Annotated in this window: 21 protein-coding genes and 1 pseudogene; 16 read left to right on the forward strand and 6 right to left on the reverse strand. The window is 64.0% G+C overall.

Features of this window, described 5'->3' with window-relative positions; genetic code table 11:
• The first annotated feature begins 169 nt into the window (after positions 1–169).
• The 9 genes from LFM09_RS14825 to fxlM all read left to right on the forward strand — a co-directional run bounded on the left by LFM09_RS14825 (position 170) and on the right by fxlM (position 11,184).
• Complete coding sequence (locus LFM09_RS14825) at positions 170–2,014, forward strand: hypothetical protein (protein WP_414097006.1); 1,845 nt, start codon at positions 170–172, stop codon at positions 2,012–2,014.
• Between the two features lie 11 nt (positions 2,015–2,025).
• The gene (locus LFM09_RS14830) at positions 2,026–2,667 is read left to right on the forward strand and encodes a hypothetical protein (protein WP_414097007.1); all 642 of its coding nucleotides are present in this window, start codon (positions 2,026–2,028) and stop codon (positions 2,665–2,667) included.
• A gap of 352 nt (positions 2,668–3,019) precedes the next feature.
• Positions 3,020–4,276 carry a helix-turn-helix domain-containing protein gene (locus LFM09_RS14835; protein WP_414097008.1) on the forward strand — a complete coding sequence of 419 codons (1,257 nt, stop codon included), beginning with the start codon at positions 3,020–3,022 and terminating at the stop codon, positions 4,274–4,276.
• A gap of 343 nt (positions 4,277–4,619) precedes the next feature.
• Positions 4,620–4,805 (forward strand): hypothetical protein, encoded by a 186-nt coding sequence (locus tag LFM09_RS14840; protein ID WP_414097009.1) that lies wholly within the window; start codon positions 4,620–4,622, stop codon positions 4,803–4,805.
• A complete protein-coding gene (locus LFM09_RS14845) occupies positions 4,802–5,011 on the forward strand; it encodes a hypothetical protein (protein WP_414097010.1) in 210 nt (69 codons plus the stop codon). The genes LFM09_RS14840 and LFM09_RS14845 overlap by 4 nt, the downstream gene beginning before the upstream one ends.
• Positions 5,008–5,325: a hypothetical protein gene (locus LFM09_RS14850; RefSeq protein ID WP_414097011.1), complete on the forward strand. Its 318-nt coding sequence runs from the start codon at positions 5,008–5,010 to the stop codon at positions 5,323–5,325. Before LFM09_RS14845 ends, LFM09_RS14850 begins: the two co-directional genes overlap by 4 nt.
• 112 nt (positions 5,326–5,437) lie before the next feature.
• Complete coding sequence (locus LFM09_RS14855; RefSeq protein ID WP_414097012.1) at positions 5,438–5,611, forward strand: hypothetical protein; 174 nt, start codon at positions 5,438–5,440, stop codon at positions 5,609–5,611.
• A gap of 84 nt (positions 5,612–5,695) precedes the next feature.
• On the forward strand, positions 5,696–8,764 hold the full coding sequence (locus LFM09_RS14860; protein ID WP_414097013.1) for a lantibiotic dehydratase: 3,069 nt from the start codon (positions 5,696–5,698) through the stop codon (positions 8,762–8,764).
• Positions 8,761–11,184, forward strand: a complete 2,424-nt coding sequence (fxlM, locus tag LFM09_RS14865) for a methyltransferase, FxLD system (RefSeq protein ID WP_414097222.1) — start codon at positions 8,761–8,763, stop codon at positions 11,182–11,184. The genes LFM09_RS14860 and fxlM overlap by 4 nt, the downstream gene beginning before the upstream one ends.
• Before the next feature lie 112 nt (positions 11,185–11,296).
• Here the strand turns inward: fxlM and LFM09_RS14870 are convergent, their stop codons facing one another.
• Positions 11,297–11,722, reverse strand: a complete 426-nt coding sequence (locus LFM09_RS14870) for a helix-turn-helix domain-containing protein (protein ID WP_414097014.1) — start codon at positions 11,720–11,722, stop codon at positions 11,297–11,299.
• 132 nt (positions 11,723–11,854) lie between these two features.
• Here LFM09_RS14870 and LFM09_RS14875 point away from each other — a divergent pair, with 132 nt between their 5' ends.
• The 5 genes from LFM09_RS14875 (at position 11,855) to LFM09_RS14895 (ending at position 15,574) form a co-directional block, all read left to right on the forward strand.
• Entirely contained in the window at positions 11,855–12,754 is a 900-nt protein-coding gene (locus tag LFM09_RS14875) for an AAA family ATPase (protein ID WP_414097015.1), read from the forward strand.
• A 68-nt stretch (positions 12,755–12,822) separates the two neighbouring features.
• Entirely contained in the window at positions 12,823–13,245 is a 423-nt protein-coding gene (locus LFM09_RS14880) for a hypothetical protein (protein ID WP_414097016.1), read from the forward strand.
• Entirely contained in the window at positions 13,242–13,754 is a 513-nt protein-coding gene (locus tag LFM09_RS14885; protein ID WP_414097017.1) for a hypothetical protein, read from the forward strand. Before LFM09_RS14880 ends, LFM09_RS14885 begins: the two co-directional genes overlap by 4 nt.
• 33 nt (positions 13,755–13,787) lie before the next feature.
• On the forward strand, positions 13,788–14,645 hold the full coding sequence (locus LFM09_RS14890) for a CBASS oligonucleotide cyclase (RefSeq protein ID WP_414097018.1): 858 nt from the start codon (positions 13,788–13,790) through the stop codon (positions 14,643–14,645).
• The gene (locus LFM09_RS14895) at positions 14,642–15,574 is read left to right on the forward strand and encodes an S-4TM family putative pore-forming effector (RefSeq protein WP_414097019.1); all 933 of its coding nucleotides are present in this window, start codon (positions 14,642–14,644) and stop codon (positions 15,572–15,574) included. Before LFM09_RS14890 ends, LFM09_RS14895 begins: the two co-directional genes overlap by 4 nt.
• 164 nt (positions 15,575–15,738) lie before the next feature.
• Here LFM09_RS14895 and LFM09_RS14900 read toward each other — a convergent pair whose 3' ends face one another.
• The 3 genes from LFM09_RS14900 to LFM09_RS14910 form a co-directional block, all read right to left on the reverse strand.
• On the reverse strand, positions 15,739–17,298 hold the full coding sequence (locus LFM09_RS14900) for a relaxase/mobilization nuclease domain-containing protein (RefSeq protein WP_414097020.1): 1,560 nt from the start codon (positions 17,296–17,298) through the stop codon (positions 15,739–15,741).
• Positions 17,295–17,651, reverse strand: coding sequence for a hypothetical protein (locus tag LFM09_RS14905; RefSeq protein WP_414097021.1), 357 nt, complete (start codon positions 17,649–17,651; stop codon positions 17,295–17,297). The genes LFM09_RS14900 and LFM09_RS14905 overlap by 4 nt, the downstream gene beginning before the upstream one ends.
• A gap of 391 nt (positions 17,652–18,042) precedes the next feature.
• A complete protein-coding gene (locus LFM09_RS14910) occupies positions 18,043–18,249 on the reverse strand; it encodes a helix-turn-helix domain-containing protein (protein WP_414097022.1) in 207 nt (68 codons plus the stop codon).
• Here LFM09_RS14910 and LFM09_RS14915 point away from each other — a divergent pair.
• Complete coding sequence (locus LFM09_RS14915) at positions 18,239–18,994, forward strand: hypothetical protein (RefSeq protein ID WP_414097023.1); 756 nt, start codon at positions 18,239–18,241, stop codon at positions 18,992–18,994. The two genes, LFM09_RS14910 and LFM09_RS14915, sit on opposite strands and share 11 nt — an antisense overlap.
• Positions 18,995–19,030: 36 nt before the next feature.
• Here the strand turns inward: LFM09_RS14915 and LFM09_RS14920 are convergent, their stop codons facing one another.
• A complete protein-coding gene (locus LFM09_RS14920) occupies positions 19,031–20,536 on the reverse strand; it encodes a recombinase family protein (RefSeq protein WP_414097024.1) in 1,506 nt (501 codons plus the stop codon).
• Between the two features lie 32 nt (positions 20,537–20,568).
• On the opposite strand from LFM09_RS14920, the pseudogene LFM09_RS14925 reads away from it, so the two are divergent.
• Positions 20,569–20,760, forward strand: a pseudogene (locus LFM09_RS14925) (MBL fold metallo-hydrolase); the annotation flags it as partial.
• Between the two features lie 4 nt (positions 20,761–20,764).
• On the opposite strand, the gene LFM09_RS14930 reads toward LFM09_RS14925, so the two are convergent.
• Positions 20,765–21,334: a hypothetical protein gene (locus LFM09_RS14930; protein WP_414097025.1), complete on the reverse strand. Its 570-nt coding sequence runs from the start codon at positions 21,332–21,334 to the stop codon at positions 20,765–20,767.
• Position 21,335 lies beyond the last annotated feature (1 nt).

Genomic DNA, 21,335 nt, shown 5'->3' on the forward strand with positions numbered 1-21,335 from the left:
CCCATTCGGCGTACTGCGACTACAAGTCGTAACGCATCGCCTAATCCTTTCGATGGCTATGACACAACGTTAGTGGAGATTGATCAGCAGGCGCAGTCGACGTGCGACCATCGTCGCTCAGGCTTGAGGGGACACCGTGCGAGACGGGATGCTACGTACGAGGTGGATCATGGTTGGCCTGTGCATTGGGCTGATCTTCTCGTTATACCTGGCAACTATCGACGTCGGCACCATCCGTGGCTGGTGGCATCTTATTCCAAGCGTGATCGCAATTATGCTCGCAGCAGCCCTCGCCTGGATCGGCTATCAGCCCGACCTCAAGAAAAACGCACTCGGCAAACCACACCCAAAACAGCCTCGCCTCGAAGACGTCGAAGCTGCGGCGCAGTACGTTAAGGACAAGTATGGCGATGACGCCATACGATACTTCCAGAACGCCTTACTCGATCTGGCAAGTTACCTGGTCCGCGTCGATCAGGAACTATCACTCAACGGCCGAGATCTTTTTACCACAACCACTCTTACATTCAGATACGAATTGCATGACGATCAACCCAAAAAGAACCATGAAGCAAACGGCGCCGACGAAACCCGCAGCCTTGCCGCAAAATCGGTCGATGTCGCGAAAATCGCAAAGAACGACAGGAAATCAATACTACTGCCGATTGTCACGGCAAGAAAGGGCCACCTTTTCGACAATTTTGCCGCACGATCAAGCAGCGGCGCTAAGGTAAACTTGATCTCCCAATACGAGATCCGCGGCCTCTTAGCCACCGCGATACAAGCGCTATTCACGCAACATCTAACACAAGCAGACGGTAACCGCGCGAGCCTTACGCCAGATCAGGAACAGGGCCTGCGCGATGTCATGAACGACGTTCTCATCAACGCCGTATGTTTTGTTGGAAATACACCGTCACGTCCAGGCGCCTCATTCACCCTGGTCGATAGCCGAAGCGAGACTCTAGCTGATATCGACCACAAACTATCCCAGTGGCCACTACTGTTCAGTAAGGATGTACGCAACAAGATTACGAGAATTTGCCGCGTACTAACCTACAACTACCTCATAGTGGCCGAAATGACCCAACCCGAGCTGGGAAATTTCGTAGTCTCTTACGAGCACATGGTGACATCCGACCTCATGCGAACCAAGCGAGAAGAACTTCTTCGAGCTAGGTTCGGACTTGACCCGGTCACAATTGACTTGCCAGTATCTCGCGCTTTTCAAGCAGACAGCTTCCATTTGCAGATACAGGCCCCACCAGGGCAATATGTATTTGATCACCACTTAGAGGAGCTTGGCTCAAGAAACAAGATGGAACAGGATAGCTTCGAGAACGCTCAGCCTATCCGTCCCTACATGCGCCTCTACCATGAAGAAGGCCGCTCTATTGCGCACCTCTACGTGAGAAGGCAAGGAGCTCACCCGCATACCCAATTGTCGACATCCACGAGCTCTCCGCACGTCACCGCGCCAAGCTTCAAGTCCGTAATTAGATTCCGAGAAATTCCACCCGGCTCAATTTCCGGAATCGCACTTGTATCGTTGATGACCAGCATTCTGATCATGTTCTTCACATTCGCTCGGTCACCGTTTAACCCCACTGGCACATTTCAAGGAGCTCCAGCGTTGATCCTCGCCCTGCCTGCGTTCGTCGCAGCAGCACTCGGGCGCGGTGTCGACGGCCGAGGTCTTGCACGATCTTCGCTCACCGTATCGATCGCGCTAGGCATCGTTGTGCTCAACTCGCTACTTTCAGTAGTTTTCTACATACTCAACGCAGTAAACAGTATTCCAGGAAACGTAACCGTAACGCTTTCTTTCCTTCCTCAGTCTACTCTGGTAAGCACAAACGGACTTTGGTTGACACTTGGGCTCTGGTCAACGGCTACCACGATATTCATCTACAAGGAGAAGAGGGCACAGACAAACTATTACCTCAACATGCTGACAAGATCTGCGGTCGACAACAAGAAGAAGGACCTTCAAAACGATAGGGAAGCAACTTAATGATCTTCCCCATGTCTGCAGAACAGTTTCACTGGCTGCCCCGATTCAAAAAACGCCACCAAGAGAACCGACTGGAGGAAGCGGCACCACAAGCGCCTCCCGACCCAGACTGGTCCGAGGGACGAGCTGTTTTCAGGATGCCCGAGACCACCGATGAAGATTTAGACTTAATGCGAGCCATCCACTCCGAAGATGAACGCAAGATGTTTAACGTAGCCTTGACAGAGGTCCTGGAGGAGCTCGGCGATCCAGGAATGCGCCAAGAACGACTACAGCGGGCTCGCCAGTTTGACCAGAAGAACGCCCGCAGAATTCTCGCCAGGGCAGCGAATGCTTATCGCAGCAAAAAGTTGACTCAGCAGCAGTTCAAAGACGAGTATTTGCGGAAGTTCATACTATTTGCACCAGGTAGTCAGTTGCCGATAGTCGTAGAAGAGGAAGCCGGCTATCCGGTCGCGCCAGTCTTCTCCTCACTCCAAGCACTACAAGAGGAATTCGGCCCAGATCAGGAGTATATCGAGGGCACGGGCCAGGCCTACCTTGAGTTCCAAATAAGAAGGCGATGCAATCTACTTCTTGACAGAGGGAAGCCGCACGCCATAACCTTACCGCCGACTTCTCAGGCCGAATCCGAAGTATCTATTAACGCATAACTAGCCGAAATTCCACGAATACCCTGTCTCTTCAACCGGCTTACCATCAGTCCGGGCATAATCAAGAACACGAGCGGTGGAGCGCACTCTCGGTAACAAGTGCGGACGCCTCGATCGTGCTGGACAAGCTGTCCGATACCAACACGTACGGCCCGCGCGTTCGCTTCCCTGTGTTTACAGACCTGCTCGTGGTGGTCGATGGCCACTCAGAGTGCAAGACGCAGGTCACTGCGTAGGGTCGGCGCAGCCCGTGAAGTCTTACGACAGCGGTCTGATGATCACACCGGGATCGTTCAAAGCACCGACCGTGGCTGACACTCGGCGGAGGACAGTTAGCCTGACGTCACGAGAGGTGCTGTTCCGGCTGTCGGCCAAGGGGTACCTCGACAGAGAAGAACTCTCCGGCGAGAGGCAGGTGGCGGTGGACGAGACGCACATCGGTCGACGGGTACGTGAGATCCGTTCGTTCCGGGGAATGAGTCTGACCGCGACAGCGCAGCTCGCGGGCATGGCACCGAGCTACCTGAGCATGATCGAACGAGGGCTGCGGCCAGTGAACCAGCGGGCAACGCTGGAGGCGCTGGCCAACGCGCTGCGCGTGTCGCCGGCCGAGCTGACCGGCAAGCCCTACGCACCGACCGATGCGGCCTCCGAAGAGGCTCACAGCCACATCTTCGAGGTCGAAGACGCCATGACCGCATGGCGGATCGGCGAGGTGCCCGACGCACCGGCGCGACCGTGGCAGCAGGTGAGCGCCGAACTGGACCTGCTCAACCTCACGCTGCGCCCCAACGCCGACTACGCCGCCCAAGGCGCGTTGCTGCCTTCGCTGATCCGGGATCTGCTCGTCGCCGCGAGCGACCCGAAACGGCGTACAGCCGCCCTGGTGGGACTCATCGCGACTTACAAGGCGGTGGCCTACTTCGCCCACGACCTCGGTGTGGCCGGGCTGCCCGTACTAGCGGTGGAACGGATGCGTGAGGCCGCCGAGGAGCTCGACGACCCGGTCTGGCTGTCGTATGCCGCCTACCAGCGCGCGCAGCTGATCAGTGGCACCAACCGATCTCGCCAGTACGACCTCGCCGTGCAGACCGCGCAGGTTCCTGGTGCACGGGTGGAGGTTCACGGCCTCGCGCACCTCACTGCGGCCCTGGCGTGCGCGTCGCGGGGAGACGCCGACGCCGCCCAGACCCACCTGACCGAGGCCACCGCGCTCGCGGATCGGATCGAGCCGGATGTCAGCCCGTGGATGCAGACCAACTTCGGCCGCACCAACGTCGGGATCTGGAAGGTGTCCATCGGCCTGGAGCTCGGCGCAGGCGCGAAGGTTCGCGAGATCGCCTCCACCGTGCGACCAGCTGGTGTGTCCAAGTCGCGTCAAGCCCAGTTCTGGATCGACGTCGGCCGCGGTCTGCTCACCGAGCGCAAGCACCGCGATCAGGGCCTCGCCGCAATTCTGGAGGCGGAGAAGCTGGCTCCGCAGAAGGTTCGCAACAACGTCTTCGTCCGCGAGTCCGTGGCTGGTCTGCTCGCTCAGGCCAGGCGAGAGGCCGGCGGCCGTGACCTTCGCGGCCTGGCCTACAGGGTCGGTGTAGCCCCATCCGGGTGATCCACGCCGCCCGTTCACAAGTTGTGAAATAGCGATCCAAGATCCCACCTAGCGTCACTTTCCAGATACGGGAGGTGACACTAGGTGGGATCTTTGCTGTTGAGAACGTTGTCGCATCAGGTCGCGCGGGTCCTCACCTTCCGTTCGCATGCTGCGGTGTCACGGCCGGTTGCTCCCCGACGCTCCGGCCGTGACGCCGCGTCCACTGCATCGTGCGCCCTTATCAATGCCGACACCGTGCTGATCTGGTCGACCATTCCGGCGCAGAGCCCTACGAGCAGCGACCCGCATCTCTCTTCCTCGGGTATGCGGGTCGCGCCGTACGTGAACGGAGACGCCGAACATGTCCTTGCCCAACGCCGATCCCGCTCGATCGCCCGGTGGCAGCAGGGCACTCGAATCGCTCGCGACCGATCCGAGCTGGCTGGCCGCCCATGACCGGCTCGCAGCGTCGATCCGCGCAACCAGCCTGCCGACCTACGGCGGGCAGGCTCGTCTTCGCGTTGCTGCGCGCCAGGAGAACCGGTGAGCGGCCACGTCTGGTGGACCTCGCCACTGGACGACCTGACCCACGCGATCGGGGACAGCACCGGTCCTGGCGACGGCACGGTGGACACCGAGTGCGGCCGGGTGCTCGACATCGAGAAGGCAGGCAAGTCGCCGAGCGGCAGCTTCTGCGACGACTGCCTGCAGAAGGTCGGGTCGAAGGTGGACGACAGCAGCCTCTGGCGGTGAGCGCCGTGGCAGCTCAGCACGCCTACCACGAGGGCAACCAATGGGGCATGACGGTTCCCGAACTGCTGGAGGACGCCGTCGCCGAAGGACGACCGCTGCATCTGGAGTGGAGCGAGGACGGCACCACGTGGGACTGGCCGGGCAACAACTTCGACACCATCGAGATGCCCGTCATCACCCCCGAAATGCTCGCGGCCACAACGCCAGAACCGGCGCCCGACACGGACGGTGACACCGAGGAACTGGCCACCGCGACCGCTGTACTGCAGGTCGACCAGAGCTGGTGGTTTACCGGCCCAGCGGGGCCGCGATGACTTCCGGGTGCTCACCCATGAGCTCATCCGGTAAGCCCTGACTCGAATGCCGTTGCACCACAACGCCTTCTAGTCAGGTTGATGTTGAATCGACGAACAAACAGGGGATGCCATGTCATTGATCATGCTCGACGAGCCCATCGCCGCAGACGATCTGTTCGCCTTGGAGCACTTGGAGTTCATCACCGATGTCCCGGCTGACGCCGCGATGAACCCCTGCACCAACGGAACCGACGACGGCTGCGACCCGACCTGCGCGTCAGCGTGTGTCACCGGAGGGGTGTGACACCAGAAGTTCCCGATGCGCCTCGGGGCCAGGCGGCTCTGGTCCCCGAGGCACTCATTCTCGTTGTCACATCTGGAGGAACGGATGCGTCACGCTGACCACAAGCCGCTGTATCGGCACACTGGAGTCGCACTGCTGCGAGCCTCGGCTACTCCCCTGACCAGTGCCCCCAATCAGTGGCCCGACCTGACCGGCATCGCTTCCTGCCGGGCATGGCTCGACCGGATGTGGGCACTCGATGGCTTGGCCGCGGCCGTGCGGCAGGCCAGCCCGTCGCTGGCCGACCGCGTCGACGACATCCGCGCCGGGCACGCCATGTCCGACAAACAGGTGCGCAGCGCCACCGTGTCGGCCGTGCGCTACGTGCTGCGCAGCATCGGACGGCCTACGCCCTTCGGGCTGTTCGCCGGCGTTGCTCCCGTGACGCTGGCAGAGGCCGGGCATGTCCAGTTGCGAGCGGGGCACCGGGCCGCGGCACGGACCGACGCACAGTGGCTGGCCAACATCATCACGCGGGCCGAATCCTGCCCGCAGTTGCTGGAGCGTCTGCACGTCACGGTCAACGACCTCACAGTGCGTCGGGGTGACCGGCTGGAGCTCCCGCAGGGAACGGACCGGGCAAGGGTGCTGTGCACCTCCGCGATCCTCGCCGCGTGGCAGGCCGCAGCAACACCGATGCGCTTCGGCGACCTCATCGACAAGCTGGCAAACGACTTCACCACCGACCGCCTCAAGGTCCGCGACAGCATTACCGCGCTGCTTGTGCGGCCGGGGTTCCTGCTGACCAGCCTCCGCGCTCCGTTCACCGTCACCGACCCGTTCACCCACGTGCTGACCGTCTTGCACGACGCGGACGCCGCCGAACTGCCCGAGATCGCAGACTTGCTGCGCGAACTTGACGTAGTGCACGCCAAACTCCGCCACCACAACGCCCCCGCGACCTCGGGTACCGAACAGCATGAGGCCCGCGCAGCACTGATCAGCCAGATGCGCACGCTGTCCTCGGCAGGACGAACCCCCATCGCCGCGGATCTGTTGCTGGACAACACAATCGAACTGCCTCTCAAGGTCGCACAGGAGATGGCCGCCGCCGCGAGCGCACTACTGCGCACCACCCGCCACCCCGCCGGTGACCCAGCCTGGCGCGAGTATCAGGCCGAGTTCACCGATCGCTACGGCGTTGGCACGCTGGTGCCGCTACTCGAGGTCGTTTCGCCCGACGCCGGCCTCGGGTATCCGGCACGCTTCCATGGCAGCCTGCGCTCCGCTCCCGCCGTCGCGCTCGGGCCACGCGACGAACGACTTCTGGCACTGGCATGGCAGGCGATGGCCAACGGCAGCCGCGAGATTGTCTTGTCCGACAACGACCTTGCTGTGCTCACCTCCCCGGACTTCGACGAGCGCTACATCCCGCCGCACGTCGAACTGGCCGCGCGCGTGCACTGCACCAGTGTGGATGCGCTGAACCGGGGCGAGTTCATGCTCACCGTCGCACCGGCTCGCTCCGCTGGAACCCTCACCAGCCGGTTCACCCCGATGGCCACCGGGTCCGGTCTCGCCGAGGCCTACCGGGCGCTCCCCGCCGCGACCGACGGAGCGCTGCGCGCGCAGCTGAGCTTCGGCCCGAAGTTCGTGCCCGCCGAGAACGTCTGCCGGGTGCCCGCCTACCTCGATCACGTGATCCCGCTGGGCGAGCACCGCGGCCACGACGACCCCGCGACCCTGATTCCGCTGGAGGACCTGGCTGTCTGCGCAACCCGTGACCGGCTCTTCCTGGTCAGCCGCTCACGGCGTCGGGTGGTCGAGCCGCAGGTGTTCCACGCCCTCGCCCTGGACAAGCAGCCGCATCCGCTGGCGCGGTTCCTGGCCGAGCTGCCGCGCGCGTTCAGCGCCTCCTGGTACCAGTTCGACTGGGGTCCACATGTGACCCTGCCGGCGCTGTCTCGGGTGCGCTACGGCCGCACAGTGCTGTCCCCGGCACAGTGGCGTCTGTCCACTACCGACTTGCCGCCAGAGGGCACCAGCCCGCAGGGCTGGCGCGAGCTGCTCACCGCCTGGCGGACACGCTGGAACTGCCCGGACGTGGTGGAACTGCGCGACGCCGACCGCACACTGCGGCTGAGTCTCGACGAGCCCGTCCATGCCACGCTCCTGCACAACCACCTCGTCAAGCACGGCCAGGCCATCCTCTACGAAGCCGCCGACGTGGCCGACCACGGCTGGATCGACGGCCACGCTCACGAGATCGCGCTGCCACTGGTCACCACCCGTCCAGCTGCTCCCGCCCCGTTGTGCGGTCTGCTACCCGTGGTCACCAACCAGCACGGTCAACTCCCCTGCGACCCCGGTGCCACCTGGCTCACCGCGAAGATCCACACTCACCCAGAGCGCCTGGACGGCATCCTCGCCACCCGCCTGCCGCAGCTGGTCAACGCCCTTCCCGAGGGCACCGCCTGGTGGTTCGTGCGATACCACAGCCAGCAGGAGACCGATCATCTCCGGCTGCGTCTACGCCCCACACCCGAGCACTACTCTGCGTGCACGATCACGGTCGGGGAATGGGCGCAGCGGATACGGCAGGCAGGCTTGATCACGGACGTGCGGTTCGCTTCTTACCAGCCCGAGATCGGCCGCTATGGGCACGGCGCGGCGCTGGAAGCGGCCGAGGAAGTCTTCGCTGCCGACTCGCGGTTGGTCGCTGCCATGCTCCGTGCCCTACCCGCCAAGTCGGTCAACTCCACTGCGCTGGCCACTGCGAACATGGTCGGCATCGTCCGCGGACTTCTCGGCACGCCTGGCGCCGCAGCCGACTGGTTGATCAACCGCACCGCGCCCGCCCTCACCATCGCACGGGACATCCTCGACGAGGCGATGCGGCTCTCGATCGACCTCACGGCGCTGCGCGAGCTGCCCGGCTGGACGGAGCCGGTCGAGCAGGCCTGGCAGGCCCGCGCCGAGGCCCTGGCCGCCTACCGCAGGCATCTGCTGCCCGGCACCGGCATCGACATCAACTCCGCGCTGGAGTCGTTGCTACACATGCACCACAACCGGGCCATCGGCATCAATCCTGACCACGAGCGCCTATGCAAGCGCCTCACCAGGCACGCCGCGTTGGCCTGGCGGGCACTGCACCAAGGCGGCGATTCCCGATGACGCCAACAATCCCACGCGCCGCGCCGCCACAGCACGACTCCACTCCCGTTTGGGGACAGTCGCTGTCCTACGGCGCGGCCGGGACCGCGCTGCTGCGCGTCGGCCAGGCCCGCGCCGGCCTCATCGGCTGGCCAGCGGCACACCAGTGGATCACGTCGATGACCAGCAGCCCGCTCGCCGCCCACCTCGACGCGTGCCTGTTCAACGGCGCGCCCGCCGTCGCATTCGTGCTGCGCACCACGGGAAACCCTGTCTATGCCAACCCACTGCACACCGTCGACGCGCACATCTCACGCCTGACGCGGCGTCGACTCGACGCAGCACACCAGCGCATCGACGACGGACTCCCCGCGCGTCTGCGCGAGTTCGATCTGATCAATGGACTTACCGGTATCGGGACCTACCTGATGCACACCGGCCACGACGCGCTCCTGCGCGACGTGCTGTCCTACCTCGTGCGGCTGGTGTGCGAGCCGATCACGTTTGGCGGCGAGCAGCTGCCCGCCTGGTGGACAGGCAACGAACCCGCCGACCGTCCTTGCCCGCAGTGGCCCGGCGGACACGCGAACCTTTCGATCGCCCACGGCGTCGCCGGGCCGCTGGCCTTGCTGGCGACCGCCAAGATCAGCGGCATCGCCGTGCCAGCACACGCCGAGGCGATCGAGAACATCTGCGGGGTGCTCGACCGCTGGCAACTCGGCACCCGCACCACACCGTGGTGGCCGGGCACCATCAACCTGCACGAGTGGCGCACGGGCACCACCAGTCAGGTTGGTCCGCAGAGGCCGTCGTGGTGCTACGGCACGCCCGGCATCACCCGCGCACAACAACTCGCGGGAATCGCCCTCGGCGACCACCAGCGGCAGCGCACCGCCGAGAACGCACTCGCCTCGTGCGTCACCGACCAACAGCAGCTCGATCAGCTCGACGGCGCGTCGCTGTGCCACGGCTGGGCCGGACTGGTCCAAACTGTCCGCCGCGCCGCGGAGAACGCTGGCCCCGGCAGCGAACTCGCGACACTCCTGCCGCAACTGCACAAAGACTTCCAACAGCACCTGCGCGATCACCGGCCACCGGCAGGGGACGGCCTGCTGGAAGGCGCGACCGGTGTCGCGCTGGCCCTGTACTCGGCGACCGAGCCCGCGTTCCACTGGGATGCGTGCCTGCTCCTCGCCGCACCTGACCGCAGTACCGAACTTGAGAGGAACGGGATGACCACCACGGAAACCCAGCCCGAAGACCTGCGCAACCGGATGGTCGACCACATCGTGGAGAACAGCCAAGCGCTGTCGGCCGAGGTCGAGCGGGTCCTGCGCAAGGTTCCCCGCCACCCGTTCGTGCCGGACGCGAGTATCGAGGACGCCTACGCCAACCGGGCCATCACCATCAAGCCCGGCCCTCCCGGGGGCAGGCCCGCCAGCTGCATCTCCGTACCCACTGTCGTCGCGATGATGCTCAATCAGCTCGACGCTCGTCCCGACCAGCGCGTCTTGGAGATCGGCGCCGGCACCGGCTGGAACGCCGCCCTGCTCGCCGAACTCGTCGGCGAGACCGGCCATGTCAGCACCATCGACATCCATCCAGACGTCACCGAACACGCCCAACGGGCACTCGCCGCCACCGGCTACAACCGCGTGCATGTCATCACCGGAGACGGCGCGCACGGCGCCCCCGAGAACGGCCCGTTCGACCGCATCATCGTCACCGTCGGCCCCTGGGACCTGCCCCCGGCCTGGTTCGACCAGCTCGCCCCCGGTGGCCGGCTCGTCGTCCCGCTGACCTGGCGTGGTCAGACCCGCAGCGTCGCGTTCGTCAACGACAACGGCGTGCTGCGCGCCACCGACAGCCAGCTGTGCGGCTTCATCCCGATGATCGGCGACGGCCAGAACGGCGAGCAGAAGGGCGAGATCGCCGACGACGTCCTGCTGTACTGGGATCCTGATCAGTCGGTGGATCTCGATGCCCTGCAAGGGGTTCTGGACACCCCTGCGAGCACCGTGTGGTCCGGCACGTCGATCGTGGCCATGGAGTCCACCGACCTCATTTGGCCGCTGGTCACCGCGGTTGAGTCGGGAACGGTGCGCTTCTGCGCTGGAAACGATGCCGTGGAAGCCGGACTGGCCAATCCCGCCTTCCGGTACAGCAGCGTTGCCCTCGTCGACGGAGAATCGTTGGCCTACATGACGCTGAATAATCCTGAGCCCGACGCGCAGGACAAGCGCTGGGAGCTTGGTGCGATCGGTCACGGCCCTGCCGGGGAGCAACTCGCCGAACGGCTCTGCACCGTAATCCGTTCCTGGGGCGAGGATCGCACTGCCCAACCGACCATCGCCGCCTACCGCGCGAGCACGCCAGACGACGCACTCACCGGCGGCCAGGTCATCTACAAGCAGTTCATTCGGTTGGTCGTCTCACGCTGAGTGCCTTGCCCTGAGTACCGACAACCGCTTAGCTATACGAACATCGGCCTCGTCGCCTTCGGGACACTGTCCACAGGAGACGGGGCCGACTTACGTGCTCGCCACTGGCTGGTCAGCCATCTGTGGACGACTCGTCAGAGAGATCTTGAAGAAGCTCCAGCGCCCGTCGACGTTGCTGCGGGGTCAGATTCACGACCTGGCGAATGAGCGCTCGAGTGGTCGCCTCGCCCAGCGGATCGTCCAGACGCTCTGCGTCAGGTTCCGACCACTGCATGAGCAAGTCGAAGTTCAGGCTATAGAGATCAGCCAACTGCAACAGCACGGCAGGATCAGGCCGACGAATCACGCCTCGCTCCACCTGCGACAGGTAAGCGTTGGCCCGGCCGGTGCGACGCTCGACCTCTCTCAGGCTCCACCCTCGGTACTGACGCGCTCTACGCAGCGTGTCAGCTACCCGGCCAGGGTCATCGGTGACATCGATGTCACTGGCTTCAGCCGTATTTGTCGGTGGCGTGAGGCACTCTGACGTGTAACCCATGACCTCACCATAGGCAGTCGACCGGCTGACCAACAGAACAACGCGACGCGCACGACACGAACCAGGGTGTGCGCAAAGTGCCTTCGCACTCGTGCTAAGTTCCTTCGCAACCAACGCGGAGGAGTGATCGGAATGGACGTTGCCGAGGCTGTGACCAGCAACGTAATGCTTCCCGACAAGCGCTATGCCGGTACCTGGGACTCGATCATCACCAGTCCAGAGACCAAGGAGCGCCTCCTCTACTGGGCGATCCTGAGCCTGCGGCTACGCGAAACTTTGTCCTTCGAGACAACCGCCCTGCACGGACTGCTCGTCCTGCACGGCCCACCCGGCACCGGCAAGACGACCCTTGCCCGAGGCCTGGCGCAGCAACTTGCCCCGCTGACCAGCCAGGGCCAAGCCCGCTTGGTCGAGGTCTCACCGCACGGGTTGATGAGTGCCGAGCATGGCCAGTCGCAGCGCAAGGTCACCGAGTTGCTCACGGAGCACATCCCCGCCTTGGCCGACGACGGGCTACCGACCATCGTTCTGCTCGACGAAGTCGAGTCGATGGCGGTTGCCCGAAGCGAAGCGTCGCTGTCGGCTAACCCGGCGGACGTTCACCGAGCCACCGACGCCGTACTGACGGCCTTGGACCACAACGCCGCAAACTACCCAAACCTGTTGGTGGTCGCCACGTCCAACTTCACCAGCGCGCTCGACACCGCCTTCCTTTCACGCGCCGATGTCGCAGTCGAGATCCCGCTGCCCGACGCCGACGCCGTCACAACGATCCTGGCCGCCACCCTTCAGGACATGGCGCAAGCCTTTCCCTCGCTGAAGGTGTTGGCGGATGACCCGGACCTGCCGTCTGTCGCGTCGCTCCTTCACGGCAACGACGGACGGCAGATTCGCAAGACCGTGGCGGAAGCAATGGCGGTCCGGCTGGAGACGGTTCAGGACCCCGGCGCGCTGACTATCGCGGACCTCCGCCACGCCGCGTCCCGGATCAGCGGAGCTGCGGCCCGCGACACGAAGGATGACCCCCGATGAAGCGCACTAGGAAGCTGGCCGGAGCGCCTCAACGCACTGCAACTGCCGCCTGGGACGTCCTGACCACCTTGATCAGCGACACGCTGGTCGTCAGTCCGCACATCACCGCGGATGACGTAGCCACCGCCTTGGCGCCGTTGAAGGGCATCGGAGCCGCCCTGGTAGCCGGCGGGCATCTCGCAACGACGCCTCTGGTGTTGGTGTCTGAGAACCTGCACCTAAGCATCACCGTCGCCACCGACGACGCGGCACTGGACGTCGAGGAAAACCTCAACCCCGTGCCGGGCGGTGGTTCGGCCACCTCCGACTGGATGCTGTACGTGCCCGTACCCCCGCCGCTGGCCTCCGTCCTGGCAACTGCAGCCAAACAGTCGGCACACCTGTCGGTCGAGCCCGCCCCCGACGAGCGCCAAGTTGAATCCGCCTCGGCCACCAAGACGAGCACCACGATCAACTTGGAGGCTCTTAAGAGTTTGCGGAGCTCATCATGAGTAGCTCGTCAACCTCGACCAGTACATACACGATCACGCACACCGCCACCCAGTTGGCAGACGTCATCCTCGGCTCCATTGTCAACATCCTCGGGCACTTGGGCATTGACGCCACACGCTTGTTCGGCAGCTGGGCGCAGGATGAAGCGGCCATCATCGCTTGGATCTCCGAACGGTCCTTGAAGGCCGTTGTGCTGGAGTGCCACCGCCCCGACGGCACGGTCAGCCCGATCATCGAGTTCCCCGTGGATTATGTGGCCAGTGGCGCCGCTAACGCGACCTTCACAGCCGACCGGGCCAGCCTGGCGCGCTATCTGGCCAAACTTCAGACGGTGCCTCGCAACACGACCTACAAGATGTTCGCCACCTTCAATGGGCCGCGTACCGAGCAACCGGGCTGGGGTCCTGGTACACGCGCGGGCACAGACGGCATGCGCTCTCGAAGCTTCGGCACGCTCGCGGGGGCGCATCACGCCAGCGCCAGCATGCGCTATCTCACCAACCCCTGACCTCTCATCCGGCCTGAAAGGAGAGCCCACTCAATGGGGTACGTCGATGATGCCTTCGGGCTACTCAAGTCCAATCTGGAGATCACACCCACGGAAGCCAGCCTCGCTTCGACCCGGCACCATCGAATCCGGGATCACATCGAGAAGGAGTGGACGCTCGACAGGACGTTTCTGACCGGAAGCTACGACCGTCATACCAAGACCAAGAAGCTCAAGGACGTCGACATCTTCGCGGTGATCGACCCCGATGGTCCTCAGGGCGATTTGGCCGACGGCACCGGCACTGCGGCCGTTACGGCACTGAAGAAGGTGCTGGAGTCCGGGTGGGACGACGTCCAGGCCGACGACTACGTCGTCACGATCTACTACGCAGGTGAAGACGTCGCCTCCTACGAGGTCGCGCCCGTCTTTTCTCGCGCCGAGGGCGGTTTCCTGATGCCTAACGGCAGCACCTGGATGGCCACCGACCCGAACATCCATGCCGAGCTCGTCACGGCCAAGAACAAGGACTGCGCGGAGAAGTTCGTGCCGTTCGTCAAGATGGTCAAAGGCATCAACCGGGAAGCGGGGGACCCGCTCAGCCCGTCGTTCCTGATCGAGGTGATGGCGCTGGAGCTCGTGGATACGCCCTTCACTCGCTATCAGGACGAGATCCGATGGTTTCTGGCCTCGGCCATCGACCAAATCACTGACGACTGGCCAGACCCGGCAGGGCTGGGTCCAGCAGTCAACAGTCAGATGACCATGGCCGAGCGGCATACCCTGGCGGAGGTCATGCGTGGCTGGCTCAAGACGTGCGAGACTGCCATCTTGCAGGAGCAGGCCGGCAAGGAGAAAGCCGCCGTCGAAACCTGGCGAACGCTCTTCGGAAACCGGATGCCACGGCCATGACGACTGAGGTGCCGTTCGGCCAGACCATCAATCTCAAACAGAACCAGCCTATTTACCTGGAGATGCTGCACGCCGCCGACACCGCGCATGTCTACGCGCAGCGGTGGGAGACGGCCCGGGCGATCGTCGCCTTGGCTTCCTCCTGCGGCGCGCTCGTCGCGGCGTTCTGGCACACAGCGGCTAAGCCCATGTCAATCCTGGGCGGCTTTGGAACGGCCATCCTGTTGGCTATGACGCTCATCAGCCAGGTTCGCACTAAGGAGGCGACCAAAATCCAGGAACGGTTCGACTACGAACTCTTCGGCCTGCCTGCCACAGATGAGTTCAAGCCGTTCCCCACCGACGAGGAAATAGGAGACTTGGCACAGAAGTACAAAGATAAGGGCAAGAAACGCAATTGGTACGTCGACGTCACCGGCCTACCCCAGGCTTATGCCATCCTCCTATGCCAACGGGAGAATCTGCAATGGGACTGGCCATTGCGCCGCCAATGGGCGTCACTCGTCCTCAAGGCTGCGAGCATCTGGATTGCCTCCGGACTCGCGATCGCACTTATCGCGGACTGGAGCACCCGAGAGCTGCTATTGCGATGGCTGATCCCCAGCCTGCCTAGCCTTACGCTGGCAACGAACTTGGTCGTCAAGAATCGTCAGATTGCCAGAGAAAAACAACAGCTCGCGCTTCAAGTTGACGAAAAACTCAGCGTCCTACCTGCGATCACAACCGCAGGAGCGCTGTCAGAAGCTATCCACGCCGAACTCATGACCCAATGCCGAGTTCTGCAGGATCGCATCTTTCGACACCGAAATCACCCTGAGCGAGTTCCTGGTTTTCTTTACCGCAGGAGCAAAACCAAGAATGAGAACCTCGCACAGACTGCCGCATCTCGCTTGAAGGCGCGCCTCCTTGGAATCGTACCGGAAGCCTGATTATTTCATTTGCGCGGTCACATCTTCCCAATAAGCCCGGAGCGGTATTAATCGACGTCTTCCCCGGTGCCGCACCGGAGGTTGTCCCACTCATAGAGCCTACGAGTAAGGCGGAGGTCTCAGCTGCCCCGACTTGGCGGACGACTAGCTCGATCTTAAATTTGTCAGTGCGCGCGACGGCTCGTTGCGGAAGCCGACTGATGACTTGAGAACGCTCCTACCGATGGTCGTTTGGTCAGCTCTCCACGCGGTTTTGATGTTGCAGTCACTGATGGCGTGAAGGCTAAAGTTTTCACGCGGTCTGGTTGCCTTGCCGCGATCTGATGCAGCACACCGCAGGTAGCCCGCGCATGCCGAGCCGCGACGTGGCGCTGGTGCGCCTCGTGCCAAGCCGCGATCTCGGCAACGAGCGCTGCCACCGCTGTCAAGAGCGCGATGAACTGGTCGGGTGTGACCCGTTGGCGTGCTGGATTACGCACACCCGCTCTGATCAGTTGGTTGGCAGCCGTACGCAGATCGCGCGACACCACTGCCCACCGTCGCGGCAGGATCTGCTCGGGTACGCGGCCGGCACGCGCGAATGTCTCCCACGCGTCGATCAGCAGTGGCACTCGATCCGCATCGGCGACAACGACGAGAGCCAACAGCATGTCGCCCGTCGCATGAGCGATGCCCTGCAGAGCCTCCTGTCCGAACTCGGTCTTATTCAATGGTCCGCGGTGCCGCATCCGCTCACGTGCAGGCAGAACCACCTCATCGACGATCCCCTGCACCGAGGCGGGCACGGTCGTCTCCACCGATTTCCACCGGCTCATGAGCTTCGAGTAGGTGAGATCCGGACCGAGTTTTCCTCCGGCGAAGTACAGCGGATCACCCGACGCGGTGCGGCACGCCGGGTCGGAGGCGTCCGTGACCGAGTACCCGAGGATCCGGCCGTGGTGACCTTGACGGACGCGTACCGTCGCATTCGCCAACTGCAGGTACTCCACGAACTCGTCCCAGTTCCGCGCGGCAGCAGCGGCGCTGGAGACCTGACGACGCAGCTTGTTGCGAACCGCGACGTCCGTCCGCCTCTGGCCAGCGGCATGGAGCCTGGACGCTTTCTCGTTCTCAGCGCGAGTTGGACGAGGTGTCGCCGTCCGATCCGCGGCACCGGTGCTTGTGAGGCCATACCGGTCCTCGGCCGCGTTGCACGCCTCCTTCACTCGCCGGAAGTCGTAGTTGCGATGCGGGTGCACAAGTTCGCCGGTGTCTTGTCGAACCAGCACCGCGGCGATATGCACGTGGTCAGGCGCATGACGGATCGCGACCCATCGGCAGCCGCCTGGATCATCGTGCTCGGCGATCCCGGTGCGGTGCAGCACGTCCGCCACAACCTCGGCCCACTGCTCGTCCGTCAGAAGAGGGTCGTCAGGATGGTTGCGTAACGAGCACTGCCAGACAGGACCTTTCGGAACCCGGCTGACAGTGCCTGGCCAGCCGTCCTCACGCGGACGCCGTTTCGGCACCCCGGCGAGCGCTGCAGGTGCCCGAAGAGCTGCGACCAAGGCGCCTATGTCGAACCGGTCGGGTCCCAGTTGCTCGGGCTGGTGCGCTTCGGGACGACCATCCCACGTCGCGAAGACATGTTGATCCGTGTGCGCCGACTGCTCGGTGCTTCCTGGTCCCATCAGGTAGCGGATGAGGCCGTAGACGTTCCAGCCGCGCGTCACCTTTCCGATCATGTCGACTCGAAGCGATCGACGATGCGTGCCAGGAGTGCATCGACTGCGGGCAAGCGCTCATCCAGTTGAGCCACGACTCGATCGATGTTCGCGATGACGCGAGACGAAGCGATGCCGACTTCGCCGGTCGTGTTCGCTACTGCCGCCAGCTGGTTCAAGTTGTTGCCGTGCAGGATGCTCGCGCGACGCAGCTGCTGAAGTTCCGTCTGCACCTGCATCAGCTGCTGCCCGATCTCCTTCGCGGCTACTCGCCGCGGGTTGTTGTCAGCGAGTGCCGCTTCAACGGCTGCCTTTGCGATCCATGCACCGACTTGGAGCTGTGCTCGCGCTGCGGCTGAAACGACTGCACTCATCTCGGGCTCGTTGAACCGTGCTGTCTTCGCGAAGTCACGCTTCTGCAGAGCGTGCGGTCGGTATCCCCCGATGCTTCCGTTACGCGCCATGCCATCCCCCCGGATGAGCCAAGCTTGATGGCCGTCGGCCAGCGAGGCCAAAGGCTGCTTTTTGTCTACCTTGCTCCTGTCGCCACTCCTGCTGGGAGTGGCGAGGTGCCGGTGTCACAACGCGCACCGGCACCCCGAAAATCACGCCGGTCAACGACATACGCCGCGCGGGCTTGAGTCGTCGCCGGTCGACAAGATCGCGGCAATCCTCAGTCGCTGCCGCGCGCTGAACGGCGGCGCGCTACGCACGATCTCCTCGACGTAGTCGTCGATGTGACGAGCAGGTTTTCCGCGTGTCCTTCTACTGCGGGTCACGGGTCACCCCCGCTACCCGATGGGCCGCCGCGAATGCGTCGAGGTCGTCGACGGCGACCCGCACGAGCCGTCCAAGACGGACGTGCGGGAGCTTGCCGGCCCTGATCGCCCGGCGGATTGTGACCTCGGAGACGGACAGATGTGCGGCCGCCTCCGACACAGGGAGGTAAGCAGGTGGAGTCTTGTCTGCCACGGTGTGGCCCTTCCTGAACAGGAAGGCCAGCGACGCGCTATGCGGCTACAGCGTTCCCCCGAACGCGCACAGCCCATCCCGGCCCTCGCTGCGACGAGCTGCGAGGGACGCGGCGTCCTGGAGCACGGGCAACGCGCGGCCCGGTGACGACAAGTCGACCTGGTGGACGCGCTCGACGCGCGGGTGGCGCGTTCTGCAACGGCTCGGTGGCCGGCGGCGCGACGAACTCACCGGCGAGGAGGTCAAGCAGCCACAGCAGGACCGACACAGGAAACTTTTGCTCGGCAGCCCTGGACAGCAACACCAAGAGCCGGATGAGTCGCATCGCCGCGTCGACCTCAAGCGCGATCGTTGGTCGATCCGCGGACTTCACACCGAGGCCGTACGCACGGCCGAAGTCACGGCTTACGGACCGCTTGAACGGGTCATGTTCGCTGAGGATCATCAGCTCTTGGTGGACCGTGAACGGAAGATCCATCGCCTTCGCGATCAACCTGAGTCGCTTCGGATGACTCGCGGCAACCCTCGTGTTCGCCGCGTCGATGCGGTCGGCGAAGGCCTCGAAGCCACCGAGCAGACCGCGAGGCAATACCGACTCGATGCCCTGCATCTCTTCAGGCGGAAGGGACTTACGCAGCTCGCGAACGAGGTGCACTCTTCGATGGATCTCACGAGCGGAGTAGCACTCGGCGCGAGCGGCAGGCGCGGTCAACTGACGCACCACTGCGTCCCGCCGCGCCTCTGAGCTCCCCCGAGTACTCATGTGACCACAGTAGACAGCTCAGGAACGGGCTTCCAAGAGATCCGTGGGCAGATTGCGAATCTCCTCGCGAGTGGCATGATCGTCGTCCCGTTCGAACTGGATCTTGACCGACTCTGGCTTGAAGCCTGGGCCACCTCGGGACGGCATGATCGTGACCGTGACACCCATCGCCGTGAGAAGTGCCCGGCGCTGAAGCACGGTCAGTTGCTTCCAGCGCTCCTGCGCTTGAGGCCCAACAATCTCAGTGACCATGTCGCTGGGAACACCGACGACCAGACGCATGGCTTCTCGGTCAGCCTCTTCAAGAGCCGGCCGGAGCTTCGCGTTGATCCTGTGGAACTGATCGCGGTCAAGGAGGTCATCCGCGTAGTCGTCGGCTGCGGCCTGGAGCCGGGCGCGGATGCCAGCGGCATGCTCTCGCGCGGCTTGCGCGGCGACATCGTCCCGAGTCAGCAGGTCGCGGGCATCGGGTTCCTGGAGCCGTCGCACGACCACGCGTTCCACCAGGTCGTCCACCCATTCCTGACGCCGCCCAACGCACGAGGACGCCGCATCACAGACGTAGAGCGGTGTCTTGCCGAGCTCCTTGCGGCGCTGGTTCACCCACCTGTTGGAGACTCGAAGCGCTGAACCGCACTTGCCACAGCAGCCGATTCCGAACGTCAGAAGATGCTGTCGGGCACCGCCACGCGTCTGCACTCGCGAGGGATCGGTGAGGAGCGCGACCACCTGATCATGCTTGTCCTGCTCGACGATTGGCGGCCAGGCTGCCGGTCCGAAGTCCTCTCCGGCACGCTTCCGACGAGCGATGTTGGACAGCCGAAGCGCCAATTTCCGGACTGAGCTTGTGCCCCACGATCGGTCGCCGCCGTACGGCGTGGGCACCTCGCGGGCGTTCAGGTCCGCGGTGATCACGTTCAAGGACTCGCGTGCGAGCAGGCGATCGACGATCTCGCGCACGATGGCAGCTTCGGCTTCGTCGACCTCATCCGTGAAGCTCAGGACACGGCCGTTCTTGTCCTGCTCATAGACCCGGCGCCACCCGTATGCAACTGCCCCGTTGGCGCGTCCCTCCTCCGCACGTTGCAGTGCGGCACGGGCAACGCGCTCACCCTTGAGCTCGGACTCCAACGTGTCGGCTTCGCCGAGGATGCCCGCGACCATGCGGCCGGCTGCGCTCGTGAGGTCAATGTCGGAGCCCTTCACCAGCGAGATGGACACGCGGGCCGCCGCCAACAGCTCGATCGCGTCTACGCGTTCCTTGCGATTGCGCCACAGCCTCGCCATGCCGTAGGCGACGATGCGGGTGATCTCGCCGCGCGAAGCCGCTTTCATGAGCGCCTCGTACGCAGGCCGCGGTCCCCCGCGCAGTGCGCTGAGGTCGTTGTCGACCCACTCGTCAAGGACGGTCCACCCGCGAGACTGCGCGAGTGCGCGGCCGTCCTCAAGCTGGCGGGTGACGCCCTTCTCCTGCAACAACGGGTCTTCGCTGATGCGAGCGTAGATCCCCACGACCTCGGTCATGAGAAGAGGCTACCGATGTTCACCGCTAGTGTGATTTACTCTTTCCGGGGGGTGTGGGAAAGACCACGTCGCCCGACAACTTCGCCTCGCTGATCAACGACGTGGAGGACCGCCTGTTCGCCGTCCTGCCCGACGACACCTGGTTCTACCCGGGCCACGGCGACGACTCGACGCTGGGCAAGGAACGCCCCTCGCTGGCGGAGTGGCGCGCCCGCGGCTGGTGACGTTCTAGGCGTCCAGCAGATCGAGATAACCGGTGGTCGTGCGCCACAGGGCGTCCGAGTAGGGGGTGAGCTTGCCGGGGCTCCAGCGGCGGTCGGTGTAGTCCTGGCTCGCCTGCCGCAACGCCCGCAAGCTCACCTCCCGCTCGTCCTCGATCCGTTCCGCGAGCTCCTCCGGCGTCGGCGCGGCCTGCCTGACCAGCTCAGCCGTGCCGTCGCCGACCGCCACGAGCGCTTCCTCGTTGATCCCGTCCTGCGCACTCCAGATCAACGCGGGCCGCACGATCCGGTGGTTCCAGACCGGCCCGTTCTTCGACCGCCACCGCGCGTCGAACGGGTTGCGCGACAACCGGGTGGAGTTCGCCCAGTGCTCGGCGCCGGTGGGCTCGGTCAGCCACGGCACCTCCGGCAGGTCCGTGACCAGCGCGACCTGGATGACCTCCAGGTCCTTCGGCACGTCGAGAAGATCACCGAAGACCCACAGCTCGACCACCTGGAACCGGAAGAACGAAGCCGGCAGCTCGCCGCACTTCTCCGCGAGCTCAGCCAGGTGGTGCACAGCGCGAGTCCACTTCACG

Source organism: Lentzea alba (assembly GCF_047445655.1).
Classification (GTDB): Bacteria; Actinomycetota; Actinomycetes; order Mycobacteriales; family Pseudonocardiaceae; genus Lentzea; species Lentzea alba_A.